At 39.5% G+C, this 19,064-nt stretch carries 18 protein-coding genes, 2 pseudogenes and 1 other annotated feature; of the genes and pseudogenes, 5 read left to right on the top strand and 15 right to left on the bottom strand.

Going from position 1 to position 19,064, the window contains the following annotated elements; genetic code table 11:
* Window positions 1-28: 28 nt before the first annotated feature.
* A complete protein-coding gene (gene rplJ, locus H6F92_RS05150; protein WP_002781109.1) occupies window positions 29-577 on the bottom strand; it encodes a 50S ribosomal protein L10 in 549 nt (182 codons plus the stop codon).
* Between the two features lie 36 nt (window positions 578-613).
* Window positions 614-794, bottom strand: a sequence feature (ribosomal protein L10 leader region).
* 207 nt (window positions 795-1,001) lie between these two features.
* Window positions 1,002-1,206 (bottom strand): annotated as a pseudogene (locus tag H6F92_RS05145) (IS4 family transposase); the annotation flags it as partial.
* A 377-nt stretch (window positions 1,207-1,583) separates the two neighbouring features.
* Here H6F92_RS05145 and H6F92_RS05140 point away from each other — a divergent pair.
* Both H6F92_RS05140 and H6F92_RS05135 read left to right on the top strand, forming a co-directional pair.
* Entirely contained in the window at window positions 1,584-1,988 is a 405-nt protein-coding gene (locus tag H6F92_RS05140) for a hypothetical protein (RefSeq protein ID WP_190357013.1), read from the top strand.
* Complete coding sequence (locus H6F92_RS05135) at window positions 1,989-4,115, top strand: tetratricopeptide repeat protein (RefSeq protein ID WP_338420899.1); 2,127 nt, start codon at window positions 1,989-1,991, stop codon at window positions 4,113-4,115.
* Window positions 4,116-4,218: 103 nt separating this feature from the next.
* On the opposite strand, the gene H6F92_RS05130 is transcribed toward H6F92_RS05135, so the two are convergent.
* The 6 genes from H6F92_RS05130 to H6F92_RS05105 all read right to left on the bottom strand — a co-directional run bounded on the left by H6F92_RS05130 (window position 4,219) and on the right by H6F92_RS05105 (window position 7,337).
* Complete coding sequence (locus H6F92_RS05130) at window positions 4,219-4,659, bottom strand: DUF4164 domain-containing protein (RefSeq protein WP_190357011.1); 441 nt, start codon at window positions 4,657-4,659, stop codon at window positions 4,219-4,221.
* Between the two features lie 112 nt (window positions 4,660-4,771).
* On the bottom strand, window positions 4,772-5,146 hold the full coding sequence (locus H6F92_RS05125; RefSeq protein ID WP_190357010.1) for a DUF4164 family protein: 375 nt from the start codon (window positions 5,144-5,146) through the stop codon (window positions 4,772-4,774).
* 112 nt (window positions 5,147-5,258) lie between these two features.
* On the bottom strand, window positions 5,259-5,600 hold the full coding sequence (locus tag H6F92_RS05120) for a DUF4164 family protein (RefSeq protein ID WP_190357009.1): 342 nt from the start codon (window positions 5,598-5,600) through the stop codon (window positions 5,259-5,261).
* Window positions 5,601-5,709: 109 nt separating this feature from the next.
* Window positions 5,710-6,084, bottom strand: coding sequence for a DUF4164 family protein (locus H6F92_RS05115; RefSeq protein ID WP_190357008.1), 375 nt, complete (start codon window positions 6,082-6,084; stop codon window positions 5,710-5,712).
* A gap of 71 nt (window positions 6,085-6,155) precedes the next feature.
* Window positions 6,156-6,989, bottom strand: a complete 834-nt coding sequence (locus H6F92_RS05110; protein WP_190357007.1) for a M48 family metallopeptidase — start codon at window positions 6,987-6,989, stop codon at window positions 6,156-6,158.
* Window positions 6,990-7,052: 63 nt separating this feature from the next.
* The gene (locus H6F92_RS05105) at window positions 7,053-7,337 is read right to left on the bottom strand and encodes a hypothetical protein (protein ID WP_190357006.1); all 285 of its coding nucleotides are present in this window, start codon (window positions 7,335-7,337) and stop codon (window positions 7,053-7,055) included.
* A gap of 758 nt (window positions 7,338-8,095) precedes the next feature.
* On the opposite strand from H6F92_RS05105, the gene H6F92_RS05100 reads away from it, so the two are divergent.
* Window positions 8,096-9,091, top strand: coding sequence for a LysR family transcriptional regulator (locus H6F92_RS05100; RefSeq protein WP_190357005.1), 996 nt, complete (start codon window positions 8,096-8,098; stop codon window positions 9,089-9,091).
* A 40-nt stretch (window positions 9,092-9,131) separates the two neighbouring features.
* Here H6F92_RS05100 and H6F92_RS05095 read toward each other — a convergent pair whose 3' ends face one another.
* Together H6F92_RS05095 and H6F92_RS05090 are read right to left on the bottom strand one after the other, a co-directional pair.
* Window positions 9,132-9,797, bottom strand: coding sequence for an ImmA/IrrE family metallo-endopeptidase (locus H6F92_RS05095; protein WP_190357004.1), 666 nt, complete (start codon window positions 9,795-9,797; stop codon window positions 9,132-9,134).
* A gap of 5 nt (window positions 9,798-9,802) precedes the next feature.
* Window positions 9,803-10,159 carry a helix-turn-helix domain-containing protein gene (locus tag H6F92_RS05090; protein ID WP_190357003.1) on the bottom strand — a complete coding sequence of 119 codons (357 nt, stop codon included), beginning with the start codon at window positions 10,157-10,159 and terminating at the stop codon, window positions 9,803-9,805.
* 196 nt (window positions 10,160-10,355) lie between these two features.
* On the opposite strand from H6F92_RS05090, the gene H6F92_RS05085 reads away from it, so the two are divergent.
* Both H6F92_RS05085 and H6F92_RS05080 read left to right on the top strand, forming a co-directional pair.
* The gene (locus H6F92_RS05085) at window positions 10,356-11,147 is read left to right on the top strand and encodes a PD-(D/E)XK nuclease family protein (protein WP_190357060.1); all 792 of its coding nucleotides are present in this window, start codon (window positions 10,356-10,358) and stop codon (window positions 11,145-11,147) included.
* Window positions 11,148-11,150: 3 nt separating this feature from the next.
* A pseudogene (locus H6F92_RS05080) lies at window positions 11,151-13,394 on the top strand (Piwi domain-containing protein).
* A 171-nt stretch (window positions 13,395-13,565) separates the two neighbouring features.
* Here H6F92_RS05080 and H6F92_RS05075 read toward each other — a convergent pair.
* From H6F92_RS05075 to H6F92_RS05055, 5 genes are all read right to left on the bottom strand, one after another.
* Window positions 13,566-14,570 (bottom strand): hypothetical protein, encoded by a 1,005-nt coding sequence (locus H6F92_RS05075; protein ID WP_190357002.1) that lies wholly within the window; start codon window positions 14,568-14,570, stop codon window positions 13,566-13,568.
* Window positions 14,571-14,817: 247 nt separating this feature from the next.
* Window positions 14,818-15,840, bottom strand: coding sequence for a CobW family GTP-binding protein (locus H6F92_RS05070; RefSeq protein ID WP_002759955.1), 1,023 nt, complete (start codon window positions 15,838-15,840; stop codon window positions 14,818-14,820).
* Window positions 15,840-17,105: a metal-dependent hydrolase family protein gene (locus tag H6F92_RS05065; RefSeq protein ID WP_072924906.1), complete on the bottom strand. Its 1,266-nt coding sequence runs from the start codon at window positions 17,103-17,105 to the stop codon at window positions 15,840-15,842. Before H6F92_RS05065 ends, H6F92_RS05070 begins: the two co-directional genes overlap by 1 nt.
* Before the next feature lie 125 nt (window positions 17,106-17,230).
* Window positions 17,231-18,418, bottom strand: coding sequence for an RNA-guided endonuclease InsQ/TnpB family protein (locus tag H6F92_RS05060; protein ID WP_190357001.1), 1,188 nt, complete (start codon window positions 18,416-18,418; stop codon window positions 17,231-17,233).
* Window positions 18,419-18,556: 138 nt separating this feature from the next.
* Window positions 18,557-19,015 (bottom strand): hypothetical protein, encoded by a 459-nt coding sequence (locus tag H6F92_RS05055; protein WP_052277383.1) that lies wholly within the window; start codon window positions 19,013-19,015, stop codon window positions 18,557-18,559.
* Between the last annotated feature and the right edge of the window lie 49 nt (window positions 19,016-19,064).

Genomic DNA, 19,064 nt, shown 5'->3' with positions numbered 1-19,064 from the left:
TGTTTGTAAGTGATTGATTGGCGCGGTGTTAAGCCGCTTCTTTTTCTTCTTGACGGGCCACGGCATCGACGGCACGGGCCAAAGATGCGGGAACTTCGTTGATGCTGCGGGCCAGTTTGGTGGCAATGGCGTTGATTGCTCCGGCGGCCTGAGCGATTAACTGTTCTTTCGACGGTAAATCGGCGATCGCTTTGATCTGATCTTCTGTTAACAGTTGACCTTTTGTCCCCTCTTTGAGGACACCGCCTCGCAATTCGGTTTTTTTGCTTTCTTTTTTGAACTCTTGATAGGCCTTGAAAGCTCCACCGATATCCTCTTTTACGAGCAGAAAGGCGGATGTTCCCGATAAAAGGCTTTTCATCGGTTCCCAGCCACTATCTTCAGCGATCGCCAAGCCCATCAAAGTATTTTTGGTGACTTTACAAATCGTTCCCGTGGGGCGCAATTTGCGGCGTAGATTGCTGATTTCGGCGACGGTTAAACCTTGATAGTCGATGACCATCGTTAATTGAGCTTCCCTCAGGGAGGTTTTTAATTCTTCTAGAATTACTCCCTTGCTTTCTCTGCTTCTCCCCATCCCTTGTTCACCTCCTGTATGCGGGGGACCGGTTCCACAGGCACAAAAATAACCCCTTGTAGCGCCGGGGTTGAGTGGAGAGAATCAGTTCAGGCACGACCAAGACAGAAAATATCTCTTTCTTTAGTCTTTTTGGCTGCTGTTTTCTCGCTTTGACCTCGGCAGGGTATTTAAGCTGTTTTGCGCCTGCTGTCTTTGGCTTAAGCCAGTGTTTTATTATAACATTATTGCTGGGTTTATGTCAAGCCCTAGGAGAGATTGTCCAATGCGATCGCAAAGGATTTTTCATGGTCGCAGTTATCTCAAGGCTGAGGTAAGCTAAGAGGCATTTATAGCGGTTTTCACACTTGTGTGGTACAACTAAGCCTTTGATAATTAAGCTTTTCAACATTGATAATGTACCTCGTGCAAACAGGAAACGCTATAATGTCGTATTAATTTTGAGACCAAAGGATGTTTGACAATCTAGATAACCCTTTTTTTTGGGCTTTTTGCGTCGTCAAGTCCAAACTGGTTGTATTTTGAACTGCCAAAACTATTGAATGTTCTTTAATTCTTTTTACTGTACTTTTGGTTTGAGCAGCAATTAGTTCTGAAGGTTAAAAATAGGGGGAATTACCAAAATCATACCAAATCCGTTTTTAACAGTGTGATTAACTCCCAAGCTATGGATTGTTTCTCCGCAGATCTGGCGCTCCCTGCTCCCCACTCTTCCATACCTTTTAAACAGGATTTAGTCTTAGATTAAGACTTCCCCTATTTTACTCTTCAACTCAACGAACAGGCTCACTTGCTGGGTATGACAGCAGGTAACACCTGAAGACAGTCCGCACAAAAATGAATGAGCATGGTGCGTTCCCAAAAATCTATCGGTGGAGCAGCAGGAGTTGCATTAGGGAACGCACCCTACCAGAGCTACTTATAACGAGACAAATGGGGGAGGAGAACCGATGTCATCCGCAAATAGTTGTGTTAGAATGGCGAAAAATTCTTGCGATTGATAATTATGTTAGCAGAGTTAGCCGCCGCCGAAATCGCTAAAATCGCCTTTGAAGCTGTTATCGGTAAATTAACGGAAGGAGCAATGGATAAAGGTGTAGAATTGTGGCAAAAAATTAAGCAAAAGTTACAAAAGGAACCCGCCGCAGCACAGGTTTTAGCGGCAGCCGAACAAACCAAATCCGAGGCAATGATTGAACAGCAAGTGGTTCCTTTTTTACAGGTAGAAATGCTCAAAGACCCCAATTTTGCCCAAGAAATCCAAACCCTAGCACAACAAATTATGATAATTAATCAGAATCAAACAGAAACGAAAACTCAAATTGTTACACAAATTAACAAAGATATTAAACAACAATTGAACATTCAAGAAGTTAAGGGTAATTTAAATCTAGGAATCCCTCCTGAATGACTGGCGGATCTGCACGCAAAAGCAGACGCAATAGAAAATAATCGCAGTAGTCAAAGGAGTACTTTCAAGGGAGGAAATGCTCGAAAACGTCTCGCCTATTGGCAGGGAAGGAAGGAGGAAATCACCCAAATTAAGCAGTGGTTTACTGATCCAAATGTTGCGATGATTGGCATCAAAGGAGTTGGAGGGATTGGAAAATCTACCCTAGCCAGTAAAATTTTTGAGGAGGAAATTCCCCTCGATCCTTCCCTAGGGGACGATGAAGATTTATTCCCAAAACGCTTTTGGTGGGAAGCGGGAAATCTGGGGAGATTTAGTGGTTTAGCTCGCCAATTCCTGACGGACTTTGGTTATCCCGTCCCCAAAGAAGAAATAGATTTACAGGAAGCTTTAATCAGACAACTGCAACGCCATCGCCACCTAATTATTATCGATAATCTAGAGAGTTTATTAGGGGAAGATGGTTCTTGGAATAATGAATTTTATCAGCAGTTTTTCACTGCTTGGATAGAAAAAGGTGACACCAGCAAAATTATAGTCACCACCAGAGAAAAGCCAAAAACTAAGGGTTTTAACCGTTGGATTGAGCTAAAAGGTTTGAAACCACCTGAAGGGGCGCAATTGTTAGCGGAATCGCAAATAACAGGGGATTTAGAGAACTTTTCTCGACGGGTGGATGGTCATCCATTACTCCTGCGATTGGTGGCGGATTTACTCCTAGCAGAATTTCCGCAAAACCCCAGTTTAGAAAGGTTAGCGGATTTAGGATTAGGAAATTTATCGCAACTTTTGAGCGATCCGCAGGTGGTGGGGAGTCATCGTCAAGAGACAGTGGGAATTGCTTTGGTTTTAGATGCTAGTTTTCAGCGACTTAGCCAAAGACAGCAGGAATTATTCACTAAAACCAGCATTTATCGCCGTGAATTTGATTCTCCAGCAGCCAAAGCAGTGATGGATAATTACCCGGAGATCGAACTGTCCGAGATCACGGCAGATCTGCGAGAATTGCAGCGACGATCATTATTAGAAGAAAAAGAGGAAAATCGCCAGCGAATTTTTAGTTTTCAGCCTTTAGTTTGGGAATATGCACAATACAAAGCCGGCGATCAAAGGGAATTACACCAAAAAGCGATCGCCTATTATCTTTCAACTATAAAAACAAAACCTTGGCAAACCCTAAAAGACGTAACAGAATATTTAGAAATTTTTTATCATTGGAGTCAGCTAAAAGTCTATGATTCTGCTTTTGATATTCTCCGTGCTATCTATGATTTTCTCACCCTGGGGGGGTATTATCAAACCCTAGCGGATTATTACCTTGAATTAGTCACTGTTTACCAACAACAGGAGGAGCAAACCAACTGGAATTATGCCGCATCCCTCAGCAGTTTAGGCAATGTTTACTATTCCCTAGGAGAATACCAAAAAGCGATCGAGTTTTATCAACAGTCCTTAGCAATCACACGGGAAATCGGTGATCGGGGGGGTGAAGCGAAATCCTACATGGGTTTAGGTAATGTTTACGATTCCCTGGGAGAATACCAAAAAGCGATCGAGTTTCATCAACAGTCCTTAGCAATCAAACGGGAAATCGGTGATCGGTGGGGTGAAGCGGCATCCTACAATAATTTAGGCAATGTTTACCAATCCCTAGGAGAATACCAAAAAGCGATCGAGTTTCATCAACAGTCCTTAGCAATCAAACGGGAAATCGGTGATCGGGAAGGTGAAGCGGATTCCTACGGTAATTTAGGCGCTGTTTACTATTCCCTAGGAGAATACCAAAAAGCGATCGAGTTTTATCAACAGTCCTTAGCAATCCTTCGGGAAATCGGTGATCGGGGGGGTGAAGCGAATGCTTGGTTTAATCTGGGACTTACCTACTATAAACTCAAGCGTATATCGGAAGCGAAAGAAGCATATCTTCAGTCGCGGGAATTATATCAAGCATTGGGGTTAGCAGGATATGTTCAAAAGTGCGATCAGGCAATTCGGCAATTAGAAACCCAAAAATATCCCTTAATCGTTGCTTTCTTTCTGGGGGTGGTTATGTTTCCTTTCGTTTTAATTGGGGGGATTATCGTGGCATTGTGGCGATTGTTAAAAAGATGGTTGAGGAAAGCATAATTAGGGGTAGGATGGGTTAGATATCCCTTATTTTTAACCTGAGTTTGACATCTGCTAATTTCCCCTCATAACTACCCTAAAGTGAGAAATTATAGTAATATTTCTAAGGATTGCCAGAAAAGAAAGAGCGCCACGCTGCTGTTCCGATCGCTCCTCCTAAAAGGATAATTAACGTCCAAACTTGATTTTTTTGGGTTCCTTCCACCTTTTCTAGTCTTCTATCCATCCCATCGACTTTCTCAGTTAGTTTTGCTTGTCCTACCTCTAGCTTAGTTAGCCGTTCGTCGATTTTCTCAAATTTCTGGTTAAAATCCTTCTGGAGGCTATCAAATTTCTGGTTAACATCTTGTTGCAAGGTATCGATTTTTTGGTTAACATCCTTTTGTAGGCTGTCAAATTTCTGGTTAAAATCCTTCTGTAGGCTATCAAATTTCTGGTTAACATCCTGTTGAAAGGTGTCGATTTTTTGGTTAACCTCCTTGATGCTGTCTTTAATTTCCTTGAGGACAGATTCAAGACTATAAGTAACGGTTTCGTTAGACATTGTGGTAACATACCTGGGAGTAATGATAGTATAATAATTTTATTATAATCCTAAATCTGGTTATTAAAAACTGATTACCTATTGCCTAGAATTTAGTATTATGGTAATATTTCTAAGGATTACCAGAAAAAAAGGATCGCCACGCTGCTGTTCCGATCGCTCCTCCTAAAAGGATAATTAACGTCCAAACTTGATTTTTTTGGGTTCCTTCCACCTTTTCTAGTCTTCTATCCATCCCATCGACTTTCTCAGTTAGTTTTGCTTGTCCTACCTCTAGCTTAGTTAGCCGTTCGTCGATTTTCTCAAATTTCTGGTTAAAATCCTTCTGTAGGCTATCAAATTTCTGGTTAACATCCTTTTGTAGGCTATCAAATTTCTGGTTAACATCTTGTTGAAAGGTGTCGATTTTTTGGTTAACTTCCTTGATGCTGTCTTTGATTTCCTTGAGGACAGATTCAAGACTATAAGTAACGGTTTCGTTAGACATTGTGGTAACATCCCTGGGAGTAATGATAGTATAATAATTTTATTATAATCCTAAATCTGGTTATTAAAAACTGATTACCTATTGCCTAGAATTTAGTATTATGGTAATATTTCTAAGGATTACCAGAAAAAAAGGATCGCCACGCTGCTGTTCCGATCGCTCCTCCTAAAAGGATAATTAACGTCCAAACTTGATTTTTTTGGGTTCCTTCCACCTTTTCTAGTCTTCTATCCATCCCATCGACTTTCTCAGTTAGTTTTGCTTGTCCTACCTCTAGCTTAGTTAGCCGTTCGTCGATTTTCTCAAATTTCTGGTTAAGATCCTTCTGTAGGCTATCAAATTTCTGGTTAATATCCTGTTGCAAGGTATCGATTTTTTGGTTAACTTCCTTGATGCTGTCTTTGATTTCCTTGAGGACGGATTCAAGACTATAAGTAACGGTTTCGTTAGACATTTTGGTAAAATCCGGAGTAATGATAGTACAATAATTTTATTTTAATCCTAAATCTGGTTATTAAAAACTGATTATTTATTGCCTAGGATTTAGTATTATGGCAATATTTCTAAGGATTACCAGAAAAGAAAGAGCGCCACGCTGCCGTGCCGATGGCCCCTCCTAAAAGAATAATTAACGTCCAAACTTGATTTTTTTGGGTTCCTTTCAGCTTTTCTAGTCTTCTATCCATCCCATCGACTTTCTCAGTTAGTTTTGCTTGTCCTACCTCTAGCTTTGTTAGCCGTTCGTCGATTTTCTCAAATTTCTGGTTAAAATCCTTCTGTAGGCTATCAAATTTCTGGTTAACATCCTTCTGTAGGCTGTCAAATTTCTGGTTAACATCTTGTTGCAAGGTATCGATTTTTTGGTTAACTTCCTTGATGCTGTCTTTGATTTCCTTGAGGACGGATTCAAGACTATAAGTAACGGTTTCGTTAGACATTTTGGTAAAATCCCTGGGAGTAAGTTTTCTTAAGCGATCTCCGTTGATAGTACAATAATTTTATCTCTAGATTACTGGAGAGAACGTATCTGCAATTGGTAATAATTCTCGTCTAAACCTTGATTCTGCTTGTTATTAACCGAATTAAGCTGTTTTTGCAGTGCCAAAATGCGATCGCTGGTAGCCGGATGGGTGCTGAGAATTGCGGGGATAGAACCCCCCTGTTGTGCTAATTTTCCCATAAAGGAGATCATCGCCGTGGCTGCATAACCGGCCTCAGCTAGATTGTTTAAACCCAGTCGGTCCGCTTCTAATTCATCCTTGCGACTATTGGGCAGATTATAGGCGAGATTGACCCCCAATTGTACCCAAGTTTTTGTGTCTAATCCCGCCGCGCTGAGAAGTCCTTGGGCGAGGGCAGTATTGCGTAATTGGGTGATAGAATGACGACCGACGATATGGCCGATTTCATGGGCAATCACGCTGGCTAATTCCGCCTCATTATCAGCAGTTTTAATCAATCCCGTGTGTAAATAGACAAATCCGCCCATAGTTGCGAAGGCGTTAATACTATTGTCGCGCACCACTTGAAAAGTGTAGGGAAGGTCAGGGCGATCGCTTGTTGCCGCTAATCGCTGCCCGATTTCTTGGACATATTGGTTAATTCTGGCATCTTTGGACAGTTGTATCTTACCTGATTCTAATAAACCCTGATTAATCTGCTTACCGAGGGCGACTTCCTGCTGAGGAGAAATAGTGGCGAGTTGAATAACTTGCACACCGCGAAAAAGTAAATCCATCCACGAGCGCGCGAAACTAGGTTGGGGATTGACAATCCCGATACTGAGGGTGAACAGCAGAGAAATTATTGTTAGTAGCCAAAAACGGCAGAAAATAGGGCGCATAGACGATTTGATCGCATAAAAACCTCATTCCCATTCTAGACAGTCAACATCACCCTTTGCCTGTTACTGTCCCCGATTAGTTTGATAGACATAAAAGTTAAATAAATCGAATAAACTGCCAACAAAAGCAAAGGTGACAGCGATGGTTAACATTCCTTGTAGGGGATAACCGTCGCCGAAAATGGTTAAAAATTGCAGGATTTGGCTAAAAACGGTCTGAGAAACCCAAGTAAAGCCAGGGACGTGACTGGTGGCCAATAAAGCCGTTAAAATAGAACCTACCAAGAGGACGGGGGCAACAAAACTTAATAGGGTGGAAAATAGCAGGGAACGGAGCAAAGTAAGCATGGGTGCTGATCTCCAGAGAATTAGCGGGCGATCGAACGGGAATAGGAATCTATACTCGCTCCCCTATAGAATATACGTTCATCTCGGCTAAGGGCGGTTTGTTAAAAAATCTTAAAATATCATTAAGATTCTTGGTTAAGAAGGATTAAGTGGTACACGGCATCGGGTGTGGGGTGTGGGGTGTAGGGTGTGGGGTGTGGGGTGTGGGGTGTAGGGAGAAGCTTTTTTCAGTGATCAGTAAACAGTAAACAGTAATCAGTGAACTGAAAACTCACATCTGATAACTAGACCTCTTGCAGAAATCAAAAATCGTTGTTAGGGTTAGGAGTCAGTAGCCAGTAGCCAGTAGTCAGGAGAATTAAAAATGAGCATTAATCAATTAAATGCTCTATTTACAGATTTTATGCCATTTAATCCTTATTTTTGCCGTTTTTGAACCATGAAAAATTAATTAATTAAGTAGGGAGGCACAATTATTTGTAGGATGGGTTAGCGGTAGCGTAACATAATCGGGCGTTGGGTTTCATGCTTCAACCCAACCTACGTTCATCTTATATTTAATTCCACCCACCTACTTATGCAAGAGGTTTACTGATAACTGGTAACTGATAACTGGTAACTGATAACTGATAACTGGAACTACCTAAAGCATTGATCCCCGTGGTGTGGTACTGTCAATTCAGTGTATTGATCGGCACTGGCTTAAGATTTGTCGCTATTGTCATCCCCTTCTCCTGTCGCTGTTTTTGAGGCTTTCTATGACCGACATTCCTTTCACCCTAGACCAACTGAGAATTATCAAAGCGATCGCTGCCGAAGGAAGCTTTAAACGGGCGGCAGATACCCTGTATGTCTCCCAACCGGCGGTCAGTCTTCAGGTACAAAACCTCGAAAAACAGCTAAATGTGCCGTTATTTGACCGGGGCGGTCGGAAAGCCCAATTAACAGAAGCGGGACACCTACTCTTAAGCTACGGCGAAAAAATTATCACTCTCTGTCAAGAAACCTGTCGGGCGATCGAAGATCTACAAAATCTGCAAGGGGGAACCCTAATCATCGGTGCTTCCCAAACCACGGGAACCTATCTTCTTCCCCGCATGATCGGGCTTTTTCGGCAAAAATACCCAGAAGTATCCGTACAGCTACAAGTTCATTCCACCCGTCGCACCTCTTGGAGCGTTGCTAACGGTCAAGTGGATTTAGCCATTATCGGGGGGGAAGTTCCTGCCGAATTACAAGAAACCCTGCGGATTATCCCCTACGCAGAAGATGAACTGGCTTTAGTCCTGCCGATTTTTCATCCTCTGTCTAAGGTAGAAATGATTCAAAAAGAGGATTTATATCGACTAAAATTTATCACCCTCGATTCCCAATCGACGATTCGCAAAGTCATCGACAAGGTTTTAACCCGTTGCGAGATCGATACCAAACGCTTAAAAGTGGAGATGGAACTTAACTCGATCGAGGCGATTAAAAATGCCGTACAATCCGGTTTGGGGGCGGCTTTTGTCTCGGTGACAGCAATCGAAAAAGAACTACAAATGGGAGTTATCCATGCGACCAGAATTAAAGATGTGGAAGTGAGGCGCACTTTATCGGTAATTATTAACCCGAATCGTTACCGCTCAAAAGCTGCCGAAGCTTTTACCCTAGAAATACTACCCCAATTCTCCACCTATCCCGAATATCTGGCTGACGACCACAACTTTGAACCGATTCCTAACTCACAACCTGCCGAAATTATGAGTAAATAAGTCGCTCGAGACGGGCAAAATCTCCCTCGGAACATTTAAGCTATCTCTTAGGAAAATTACTGCCCCGATAAATTACTTTTTTATCGACTTTAATCCAATGGAGACTCTCTAAACGACTTCTAAGATTAGTAATAGTTACTCCCAACTCGTCGGCGATCGCATACAAATGTCCCCATTTAGTCAAGTCACGGCCCTTGATGGCTTTCTCTAACTCACTCATCGCCATTAGTAAACAACTGGCAAAATATTGGGCTTGCCATTCAATTCTTTGGCTAGAATCAACTGTCCGACACAGAAAAGGTTGAATTGTCTCTAGGGAATCTCCCTGATTGATTCGATCTAAAAAGTTAGAGACGGCCGTTTGATTAATATGAAGAACAAAATGACCAATTTCATGGGCTAAACTCGAATTTTTAAACCCTTCTTTTGCCAGGGATGAATTTTGAGAATCTCTTAAGAATTTTACATCTTCATTGAGAATAATTTTCTTTTCTGTGGGAATAATCATTGCGGCGATTTCTCCCTCTTGATCTGGCTTTATATCCGTCCATTCAATAGCTAAATCAAAATAATCGGCCGCTGCTTCCGCAAGATCGCAATTTTTTAAGGGACGACGACGATTAGCTTTTACTTTCTTCAGAATATTGTCTGCCTGAGTTTCAATCACTGCTTTGGGAATAAAACTATAGGGTTTAATAATATCCAAGATATTTACTCCTCTGTTTCTAATTTTGTCGCCTCAGAAATAATTTTTTTGGCAAAATTAGGATTGTCTTTCATGCGACGCAATAAAATCGGCATTTGTTGGTATTTTTGAACTAACTCTTTGAAGACTTTTTGATCATCTGAACTAATTCGTCCCGCTAATTCTCCTAAGGTTTGAGCATTTAATTTTAAATGAGTCGCTAAGGACTCAATAACCTGCTGACTAGGAGGATAACCCGCATGATCATTTTCTAGCTTCGATAGATAGGTATAGTCCACCCCGATCAACTTAGCTAGTTCTCTCTGACTATATTCCTCCTCTCGACGAGCTTTGCGGATAACCTGTCCAAATGTTTCTGACACTGCTTTTCTCCCAACCGCTCAAAAAAAATTATATCAAGGGTTGACTATTTCAGTCAACATAGGCTAGAGTTAGTTCATCGGCGTTGATTATTTTAGTCAACACCAGAGCCAACACTGCCGTATCATCCTAGCATTATCCTGACTGAGGGGAAAAATCGTGTCCTGCCAGTTTCCCAAAAAGCCTTGGTATCCTCCGATGAGCTATAGTCTTTGGCGATCGCTAAAACCAGCGATTGGCTATGAGAATTGGCATTGTCAGACAAAACGGGGGTTTGAAAAAGCGCGAAACAAAGAACCAGAAGTCCAAAGATTACTATCAGAAGATAATCAGCTGCAAAAAATTGGTAAATTGTCACAAAAAGGAGTTTTTGAGTTTCATCAAGAGCCGGCGAGATTATCGGGGCCTGATGGGGTGGAACAAGTGGCAGAAATCCTGCAATTAAATCAAGAATCTCCAGAAATTCAAGCCAGGGTTTTAGTAATTTTAAACAATTACTATCAACAACCAATTTTATTGAATAAAGAGATTATTAATTTATCTAGAGGCGATGAAGGTTATCCAGAACCTATTGTTATCGAGCAAGGCAACTATCGGTTTAATTTGTCCGCTGCCTTTGATTGTATTTTTAGAGAAGCTGATGACACCATACATATTTTAGATTTGAAAACTGGTCAATCTAATTTTGATCGTCGTCAGGCTCATGTTTATTTACTGGCGGCTAGTTACCGTTATCCTCAGAAAAAAATTGTCGCTTCTTTTTACAATTTAGAAACCCAAACAAGCTCAGAAAACATCTCCCTGTCTTCCGAGGCAATAGAAGCCGTTAGAATCGAACTAGCTTTCCTAGCTAAAAAACATCAGCAACAACTACAAAAATATAAAGATCACCCCGAAGATTTTTATCATATTTTCCCGCCCCAAAGTGGCTATGCTTGTTGTTATTGTCCTTTTACATCGATTTGTGATTATGCAAATAAGGAGGTTTAGATCATGAATTACACAGAAGCTAAAATAGCCAATTCCCCGCTTTTTTTGAGTGAAATTAGTTCCTTAACTCTCAAGAATAGTTGTTTAAATTGTTTTAAGCTTAGTCATCAAGTTACTAGAAAAATAGGCAATCGTTTTAGTTGGCAATTCAGTCATAAGTTTCCTGCTGTGGTGGTTATTTTTGAAGATAATTGTTTTTGGGTATTAGCTAAAGATGAAAAATCTATTCCTTCTCTACAACAGTGGAAAGAAGCTTTATCAGATATTCAAGAGGTTTTACGAGAAGATATTGGCGATCACTATTATTCTATTCATTGGCTAAAAGACTGGCAGATAACAGCTTTAGTTACAGCACAATTAGCAGTTAGAATTCTGAAAATATTTGGTAAATTTTCCTATCCAATAGTTTTTCCCAAAGATAGTCAGATAAGTGAAAACCAAGTACAGGTAAGGAGAGAAGTTAACTTTTGGGCAGAAATCATCAATGACACCGATCCAGCTATTTGTTTAACTCTTGAAAGTAGTATTGTCTATAGTGGAGATTTAGAACAGTTTTATGAAAATCATCCCTATAGACAAGATGCTGCTAAATTATTAGTAGGTTTAAATGTTAAAGATATAGAAACTAATGGCATAGCTAAAATTATTAAAATAGCGGGTACAATTGGGGAAAAAAGAGAGTATCTATTAACAAAAGCTACGGGTTCAATCAGTCGAAGAAAATTAGAAGAAGCTGATCCGGAGCAGCCGGTGGTTGCGGTGCAATTTGGCAAAAATCCCCAGGAGTATATTTATGCCTTAGCAGCTTTAAAACCCTGTATGACAGATAAGGATGAGAGTTTATTTCAAGTCAATTACGGAGAGTTATTAAAGAAAACAAAAATCTTCTATGCTGAACGACAAGAACTATTAAAGTTGTATAAACAGGAAGCACAAAAGACTTTAAATAACTTTGGTTTTCAGTTAAGAGAAAGAAGTATTAACAGCCAAGAATACCCCGAAGTCTTTTGGACTCCTTCTATTTCTCTTGAGCAAACTCCTATCTTATTTGGTAAGGGAGAAAGGGGAGAAAAAAGAGAAACTCTCAAAGGATTATCGAAGGGTGGTGTGTATAAACGTCATCGAGAATATGAGGATCCTGCTCGTAAAATTCGTTTAGCTATTCTTAAACCAGATAGTTTTAAAGTAGGAGATTTTAGAGAACAATTAGAAAAGCGATTAGAACTTTATAAATTTGAGACTATTTTGCCACCAGAGAATCAAATAAATTTTTCTGTTGAAGGTGAAGGTTCTGAAAAAAGAGCTAGACTGGAAGAAGCAGTTGATCAATTAATTCGAGGAGAAGTTCCCGTAGATATTGCTTTAGTATTTCTTCCTCAAGAGGATCGCAATGCTGATAATACTGAAGAAGGGAGTTTATATTCATGGATTAAAAAAAAGTTCCTGGATCGTGGAGTTATGACTCAAATGATTTATGAGAAAACTTTAAATAATAAGGGACAATATAATAATATTCTCAATCAAGTTGTCCCCGGAATCCTAGCCAAATTAGGAAATTTACCCTATGTCCTTGCTGAACCTCTAGAAATTGCCGATTATTTTATTGGTTTAGATGTGGGAAGGATGCCTAAAAAAAATCTTCCGGGGAGTCTCAATGTTTGTGCAAGTGTGCGACTATATGGAAAACAGGGAGAATTTGTTCGCTGTCGAGTAGAAAATAGTTTAACAGAAGGAGAATAAATTCCTCAACGTATTCTGGAAAATTGTTTACCGCAAGCTGAACTAAAAAATCAGACAGTTCTCATTTACAGAGATGGTAAATTTCAAGGAAAAGAAGTTGAAAATTTACTGGCAAGAGCTAGGGCAATCAATGCTAAATTTATTCTAGTGGAATGTTATAAAAGTGGCATCCCTAGACTTTATAATTTTGAGCAAAAACAGATAAATGCTCCCTCCAAAGGATTAGCTTTAGCTTTATCAAATCGGGAAGTTATCCTGATAACGTCCCAAGTTTCTGAAAAAATAGGTGTTCCTCGTCCCTTGCGCTTAAAAGTTCATGAATTAGGAGAGCAAGTAAATTTAAAACAGTTAGTTGACACTACATTAAAATTAACTTTACTTCACTATGGTTCTCTCAAAGAACCCCGTTTACCTATCCCTTTGTATGGAGCGGATGCTATTGCTTATCGACGCTTACAAGGAATTTATCCTAGTTTATTAGAAGATGATTATCAATTCTGGCTTTAGAGAGGAAAATTATGTAAATTCTCCTAAGTACAGGACAAAAAGCTTGAAAAGTAGGCAGGAGTAGGGTTTTAAGTACCTAAGCAAAATTAATTACACATATCTAACCCCCCCTTGCCTCTTGCATGAGTGCCTTTCTTCACTAGGAAATTTATTTTGCACGACTACTTAACATTATTTTTCTTTTTCTTCAATTAATTCCGATTCAGTTTTTTTCAGTAAATCTGAGGCAAATCTTTCACTAAATCCCACTAAAAAAGCACAGGAGAAGATAAATAAATCCTGACGGGCTTTGTTGGTTATTAAACTAGAAGAATTTTGATCCTGGGTAATCATAAAATCAATTTTAATCAACGTATTTGAGCTAATTAAACTAAAGATAAAAATACCGAAAATTAGACCAATTAAGGGTCTAAACAAACCAATAAAAAGAGGAATGAGGGGGTCGTCATATTTTTTGTCTGTAAAGTCGATAATTCTGAGTAAAATACTCGCAACACTTCCCAACACTCCTGCTGTTGCCGCATAAACTAAACCATAAAATATATGCCGATTAGGATTTATCGTATCACTCGATGATTTTAACTGTTCTGAATAACTACTAGAAGGAATGGGTACTGGGGAGTTTGCTTGAGATAATGGTTTTGAAATAATTGCCTCCTTTTGAGAGGATTTCTGGTGTAAATTATCATCAAATCTGTAAATTTCTTCAGCAGAAAATTTCAGGGCAATAATAGATAAAAAAGTTGTCATAGATAAACCTAAAAATATTTTGAATGGGACTGATCTTGTAGAATAGATAGAACTAAATCCATTTAAAATATGTCCCCATAAAAAATAGCGACTATGATTAATTTCCTTTTCTAGATTAATTCTGAATTCTCGAATAGCATCAACTCCGACTTTATTAGTTTTTGCCATGAGCAATATATATTTAATTTCCTCTAATAACAAAATAAATTTAGTTGGATCATTGTTAAAAATAAACCAACCAATTTTCCAGCTATTACTTTTTTTATAAATCAAATAATTCAGATGATGAATCTGTTGAACTAAGTTAGCGATTTCTAGTTGTAATTCAGGAGAAATTATCGGCAAAACCTCTAATAAAATTTCCCTGATATCCGCATTTAATGCGTTAACATCGTCATTTTTTTTTACTGGAGTGGAAGTTATCATATTTTTTGGGACTTTTTAGATTGATTAATAGAATGAAAAGGCTATCTCTCCAGCTTCCCCTTACTCATCGTCAACCCGTTGCAGGACTTTCTCTAGGATAGGGCGGGTTTTCTAGATTACTAAAATTCTAACATAAAGTCCCCCTAGAAGGGCGAGGTTTTAAACCCAGTTTTTTGATAACTTTTTAGCCACTTTCTCGTTGTCACATTAGTAAAACGTTTCACCCTGGATAATTGTGATATATTTGTTACATTTCGTTACTTAAAATAAAATTATCTTTGGTTTGAGTTTTTAAATTTACCTCAAAATCCTCTACTCTTAAACAGCTATCTAATTGCTGCTGTAATATTTTTGTATTTATTGCCTCCGTGCTAATTAATACCAATTGGGTAAAGGGTGGATTATTACCCCATTCTTCGCCTATTTCTAAGGTGATTCTCGGCCCCACTTGTTGCAAAATTACTCCTCTATTGGGATGTTCAACAGTAGATAAAATACCCTTGGCTCGCCATACAGTTACGGGTAATTTCCCTAATATTTTTCCCAGGGTTAATAACTGAAAAGGGCGAACACTTTCATAACTCCAAGTATGAAAGTTATCAGAGTGATTAGATTTTAATTGACTAGATACAGAACGAACGGGAAATGAGTCCCTAAATCCTAATAATAAATCTAGGGAAACATCCCCATAACTCCCTTTTAACAAACGCACCCAAGGTGCTATTTTTTGGATAATTTGACTAGCATTAATTTGTGCTTTTTCATCAATCAAATCAATTTTATTGAGAACCACAATATCAGCAGCCGAAATTTGATCAATTAGCAAATCTTGATAGTTAATTTTTCCAGATGGTTCACAAATTTGGGGTAGATAGGTCGCATCAACTAGGGTAATAATGCTTTCCAAGCGAATTATTCTACTTAAAACTGGACGCTTTAGGGTTTGTAACAGGGTATAAGGGTTAGCAATTCCACTGGCTTCAATTAAGATCTGATCTGGACGGAGAGATAGGATTTTGGGAAGGGAATTAACCAGATTATTTTGTAAACTACAACAAACACAACCTCCCTCAAGAGTGATTAGATCATCGTCTCTATTTTTAATTAACATCTGATCAATATTAAGACTACCAAAATCATTGACCAGTATGCCGAAACGGCGATCACTTTTACCCTTAAGAATGGAGTTAAGTAAAGTAGTTTTACCCGCACCTAAAAAACCCGTCAGCAGTGTTACTGGTGTCTTCCAGAGATTTGATGACAAAACCATTATACTTGTCCTCCCGATGGTTGTTTATAGATGACTCCCCGTTTCATCACAAAATCAACTTTACCAGTAACATTAATATCCTCAAAAGGATTACCCGGCATAGCGATAATATCAGCAAATTTCCCCACCGCTAACGCACCAATATTCGGCTGCATTAATAATTCAGCCGCTACAGTAGTTGCTGCTTTTAAAGCGCGTAAAGGAGTAATACCATTTTGAACCATCGCTGGAAACTCTTTCCAGTTATCTATATGAGGAAAAGTTCCCGCATCAGTACCAAAAGCAATCTTAACGTTACTTTTAGCTAAATTATCAGCACAAGCAATCAGTTGAGAGGCATATTTTTGATATTTAGCGTGTTGCCAAGGAGAACGACTTTTCCAATATTCAGGATTATTGGCATTGCGAGCTTTTTCTAAAACAGTGTATTGAGTTGGTACCAGATAAACTCCCTTCTGCTCCATCAATTGCAAAGTCTCGGAACTGGCAAGATTACCATGTTCAATGGAACGTACCCCCGCATTAACAGCACGTTGAACCCCTTCCCCTCCATAAGCGTGAGGACAAGCAGAAATACCGAAATCTTTGGCGGTACTAACCAGAATATTCATCTCCTCTTGGGAATAGGTGGTTTGACTCGGATCATCCGTAGGAGAGCTAAAACCCCCTGTGGCACAGAATTTAATCCAATCTGCTCCTGAGCGAATTTCTTCCCGTACTATGCGGATAATTTCTGCTGTTCCGTCTGCTACTTCAAATTTTTCTGGTCTGAACTGAAAAGCAACTAAAGAGGTAAAATCACCATGTCCTCCTTGGGCTGAAATCAGGTGAGGTGCTACCAATAGATCTGGTCCAATAATCCAGCCATTGGCGATCGCTTTTTTGAGATCGACGGTAATAAATTCTGGATCGGGACAACCCACTTCCCTTACAGTAGTAAAACCGTTCATTAACAGTATTTTCAGGGGATTTAAGCTATAAAGGGTCATTAATGGCACTGTCACCATATAAGGATTTTCTGGAATTGTAGGATCCCCTTCACAGAAGGTGATATGAACATGACAATCAATGAAACCAGGGGTAACGGTGTGTCCTTTTAGTTCAATAATTTGAGCGTTGCTGTGATCAACTGTTGTAGCGATCGCAGTGATATTCCCATTTTCGATGCGAATTTCCGTGGCACCAAGGGGATTATCAGCCAAACCATCCCAATATTGATCGGTTACGATTACATAATTTGGGCTAGTGGAATTAGTACCAGTCATCGTTGTTTCTCCTGTTGTTAATTTTTTCAGCGTTTTTATTAGTCTTGAGCTAGGCGATCGCTTAATATCTCGACTTCCACTGGTTGACATCCTCGCCGCCGTAAACGGACGGTGATTCCCAAACCTCACGATTTAGGTTTCTGCTTCTTTCCCGAAGGATTTTTCGCACCTGCCTTAACAGATTTACTCTGTTCTGGTCTTATGGTCGCTCTACAGACTGACACCGCAAGCCCTGCGGCCAAAATATTTTTACTCGCGTTAATATCTCGGTCATGGTGAGTCCCACAGTCTGGACAGTCCCATTCTCGAATATTTAACGGCATTTTTTCAGCAATATACCCGCAATTACTACATCTTTTAGAGCTAGGAAACCATCTATCTATTTCGATGTAATTTCTCCCATACCAACGGCATTTATAGGCTAATTGTCGGGTGATTTCTCCCCAACTAACGTCAGATATTGCCTGAGATAATTTCGGGTTTTTGACCAGATTCTTGACGGCTAAATTCTCAACTACAATCGTTTGGTTTTCACGAACTAATTGAGTGGTTAGCTTATGTAAATGGTCTTTTCTGTTATCAGTAATTTGGGCGTGAATTCTGGCTACTTTGATTCTCGCTTTTTCCCGATTTTTTGACCCTTTCTGTTTTCTAGAAAGGCTTTTAGATGCTCTTCGCAGTCTCCGATAATGCTTTTTAAAATGCTTAGGATTAGATACTTTGTCACCATCGCTAGTAATCAGAAGGCTACTAATTCCTAAGTCAATTCCAATGGCTTTATCTGTTACTGGTAAAGGCTTAATTGTTGGGTCATCAAATCTTATTGAGATATGCCAACGTCCAGACGGATGTAATCTGACTGTTACTGTGCTTGGTTCACAAGCTTCTGGGATTTGTCTTGACCATCGAATAGGTAAAGGTTCTGTGCATTTAGCTAAATAGATTTGTCTATCTTTAAATTTAAAAGCAGATTTGGTAAATTCGGCACTTCCTCCTTGATGTTTTTTCTTAAAGTTAGGATACTTAGTACGACCAGCAAAGAAATTAGTGAAAGCTGTTTGTAGGTGTCTTAACCCTTGTTGTAAAGGTACACAGCTTACCTCATTGAGAAAGTCTAATTCTTCTTGCTTTTTCCAATCGGTCAACATTGAAGAAGTTTGAGCGTAGCCTACTCTTTCTTGCTTTTCGTACCATGCTTGTGTTCGTTCGTGGAGAGCTTTGTTGTAAACTAATCTTACACAGCCCAATGTGCGCCGCAATAGCGACTCTTGTGTTGGTGTGGGGTAAAATCGAAACGAATAGGCTTTTTCCATACCTCACATTTTAGCATATATTTCGTAAACGATGCTCATATTTAACAGTAAAGCCGTCGTAGAACGACGGGGTTTCAGACCCAAATTTTCGATGAATAAGCCAATTCAAGTTGATAGTTAGCGAATCCGCTTTAATGGTTAGTCTTGATAGACATTCATAGTATGTAGCCAAATGGTATCCGTATCCGCGTTTTCTTGTGTACTACCTAACAAAATTTCAAAATAGGAACGACTATCATAGACATGACGAAGGATGTTACAACGTTCGCTGTCTTCAATTACATCAAAACCCGCCGTTTTATTGGGGATTAAAGTAATCGACTGCATCCCATTATCAGCGGCAAAGCAGAGACGAATATCTAAGGGACTTCCCAACCAAGAGGGATCATCAAAACCAAAGACAGAAAATAATCTAGCATTGGCAACCACTAGAGGTATATTGTAGGGTTTAAACTCAAAAGGAATAGCTCCCATATCGGCTTCACCCCGTCTGTCTCCGACAAAATCGCAGGGAAAGTTATTAAAATTCCATAAAAAAGATCCATCCTCATTTTTGACGGTGATAATATAAGTTTCTTGGCATCGGTATAGAACCATAGATTGATAACATCCTTGAATATTTAATTAAGTTTTGTTGATGAAAGAG

It is taken from the genome of Microcystis wesenbergii FACHB-1317 (assembly GCF_014696875.1).
Classification (GTDB): domain Bacteria; phylum Cyanobacteriota; class Cyanobacteriia; order Cyanobacteriales; family Microcystaceae; genus Microcystis; species Microcystis wesenbergii_A.
The sequence above is the reverse complement of the archived record's forward strand: the minus strand, read 5'-3'. Positions and strand labels throughout refer to the sequence as shown.

What these genes read in the sequence shown, in the direction of transcription:
- rplJ (WP_002781109.1), bottom strand. Translation starts at nt 577, where the DNA reads ATGGGGAGAAGCAGAGAAAGCAAGGGAGTAATTCTAGAAGAATTAAAA.
- H6F92_RS05140 (WP_190357013.1), top strand. Translation starts at nt 1,584, where the DNA reads ATGTTAGCAGAGTTAGCCGCCGCCGAAATCGCTAAAATCGCCTTTGAA.
- H6F92_RS05130 (WP_190357011.1), bottom strand. Translation starts at nt 4,659, where the DNA reads ATGTCTAACGAAACCGTTACTTATAGTCTTGAATCTGTCCTCAAGGAA.
- H6F92_RS05125 (WP_190357010.1), bottom strand. Translation starts at nt 5,146, where the DNA reads ATGTCTAACGAAACCGTTACTTATAGTCTTGAATCTGTCCTCAAGGAA.
- H6F92_RS05120 (WP_190357009.1), bottom strand. Translation starts at nt 5,600, where the DNA reads ATGTCTAACGAAACCGTTACTTATAGTCTTGAATCCGTCCTCAAGGAA.
- H6F92_RS05115 (WP_190357008.1), bottom strand. Translation starts at nt 6,084, where the DNA reads ATGTCTAACGAAACCGTTACTTATAGTCTTGAATCCGTCCTCAAGGAA.
- H6F92_RS05110 (WP_190357007.1), bottom strand. Translation starts at nt 6,989, where the DNA reads ATGCGCCCTATTTTCTGCCGTTTTTGGCTACTAACAATAATTTCTCTG.
- H6F92_RS05105 (WP_190357006.1), bottom strand. Translation starts at nt 7,337, where the DNA reads ATGCTTACTTTGCTCCGTTCCCTGCTATTTTCCACCCTATTAAGTTTT.
- H6F92_RS05100 (WP_190357005.1), top strand. Translation starts at nt 8,096, where the DNA reads ATGACCGACATTCCTTTCACCCTAGACCAACTGAGAATTATCAAAGCG.
- H6F92_RS05085 (WP_190357060.1), top strand. Translation starts at nt 10,356, where the DNA reads ATGAGCTATAGTCTTTGGCGATCGCTAAAACCAGCGATTGGCTATGAG.
- H6F92_RS05075 (WP_190357002.1), bottom strand. Translation starts at nt 14,570, where the DNA reads ATGATAACTTCCACTCCAGTAAAAAAAAATGACGATGTTAACGCATTA.
- H6F92_RS05070 (WP_002759955.1), bottom strand. Translation starts at nt 15,840, where the DNA reads ATGGTTTTGTCATCAAATCTCTGGAAGACACCAGTAACACTGCTGACG.
- H6F92_RS05065 (WP_072924906.1), bottom strand. Translation starts at nt 17,105, where the DNA reads ATGACTGGTACTAATTCCACTAGCCCAAATTATGTAATCGTAACCGAT.
- H6F92_RS05060 (WP_190357001.1), bottom strand. Translation starts at nt 18,418, where the DNA reads ATGGAAAAAGCCTATTCGTTTCGATTTTACCCCACACCAACACAAGAG.
- H6F92_RS05055 (WP_052277383.1), bottom strand. Translation starts at nt 19,015, where the DNA reads ATGGTTCTATACCGATGCCAAGAAACTTATATTATCACCGTCAAAAAT.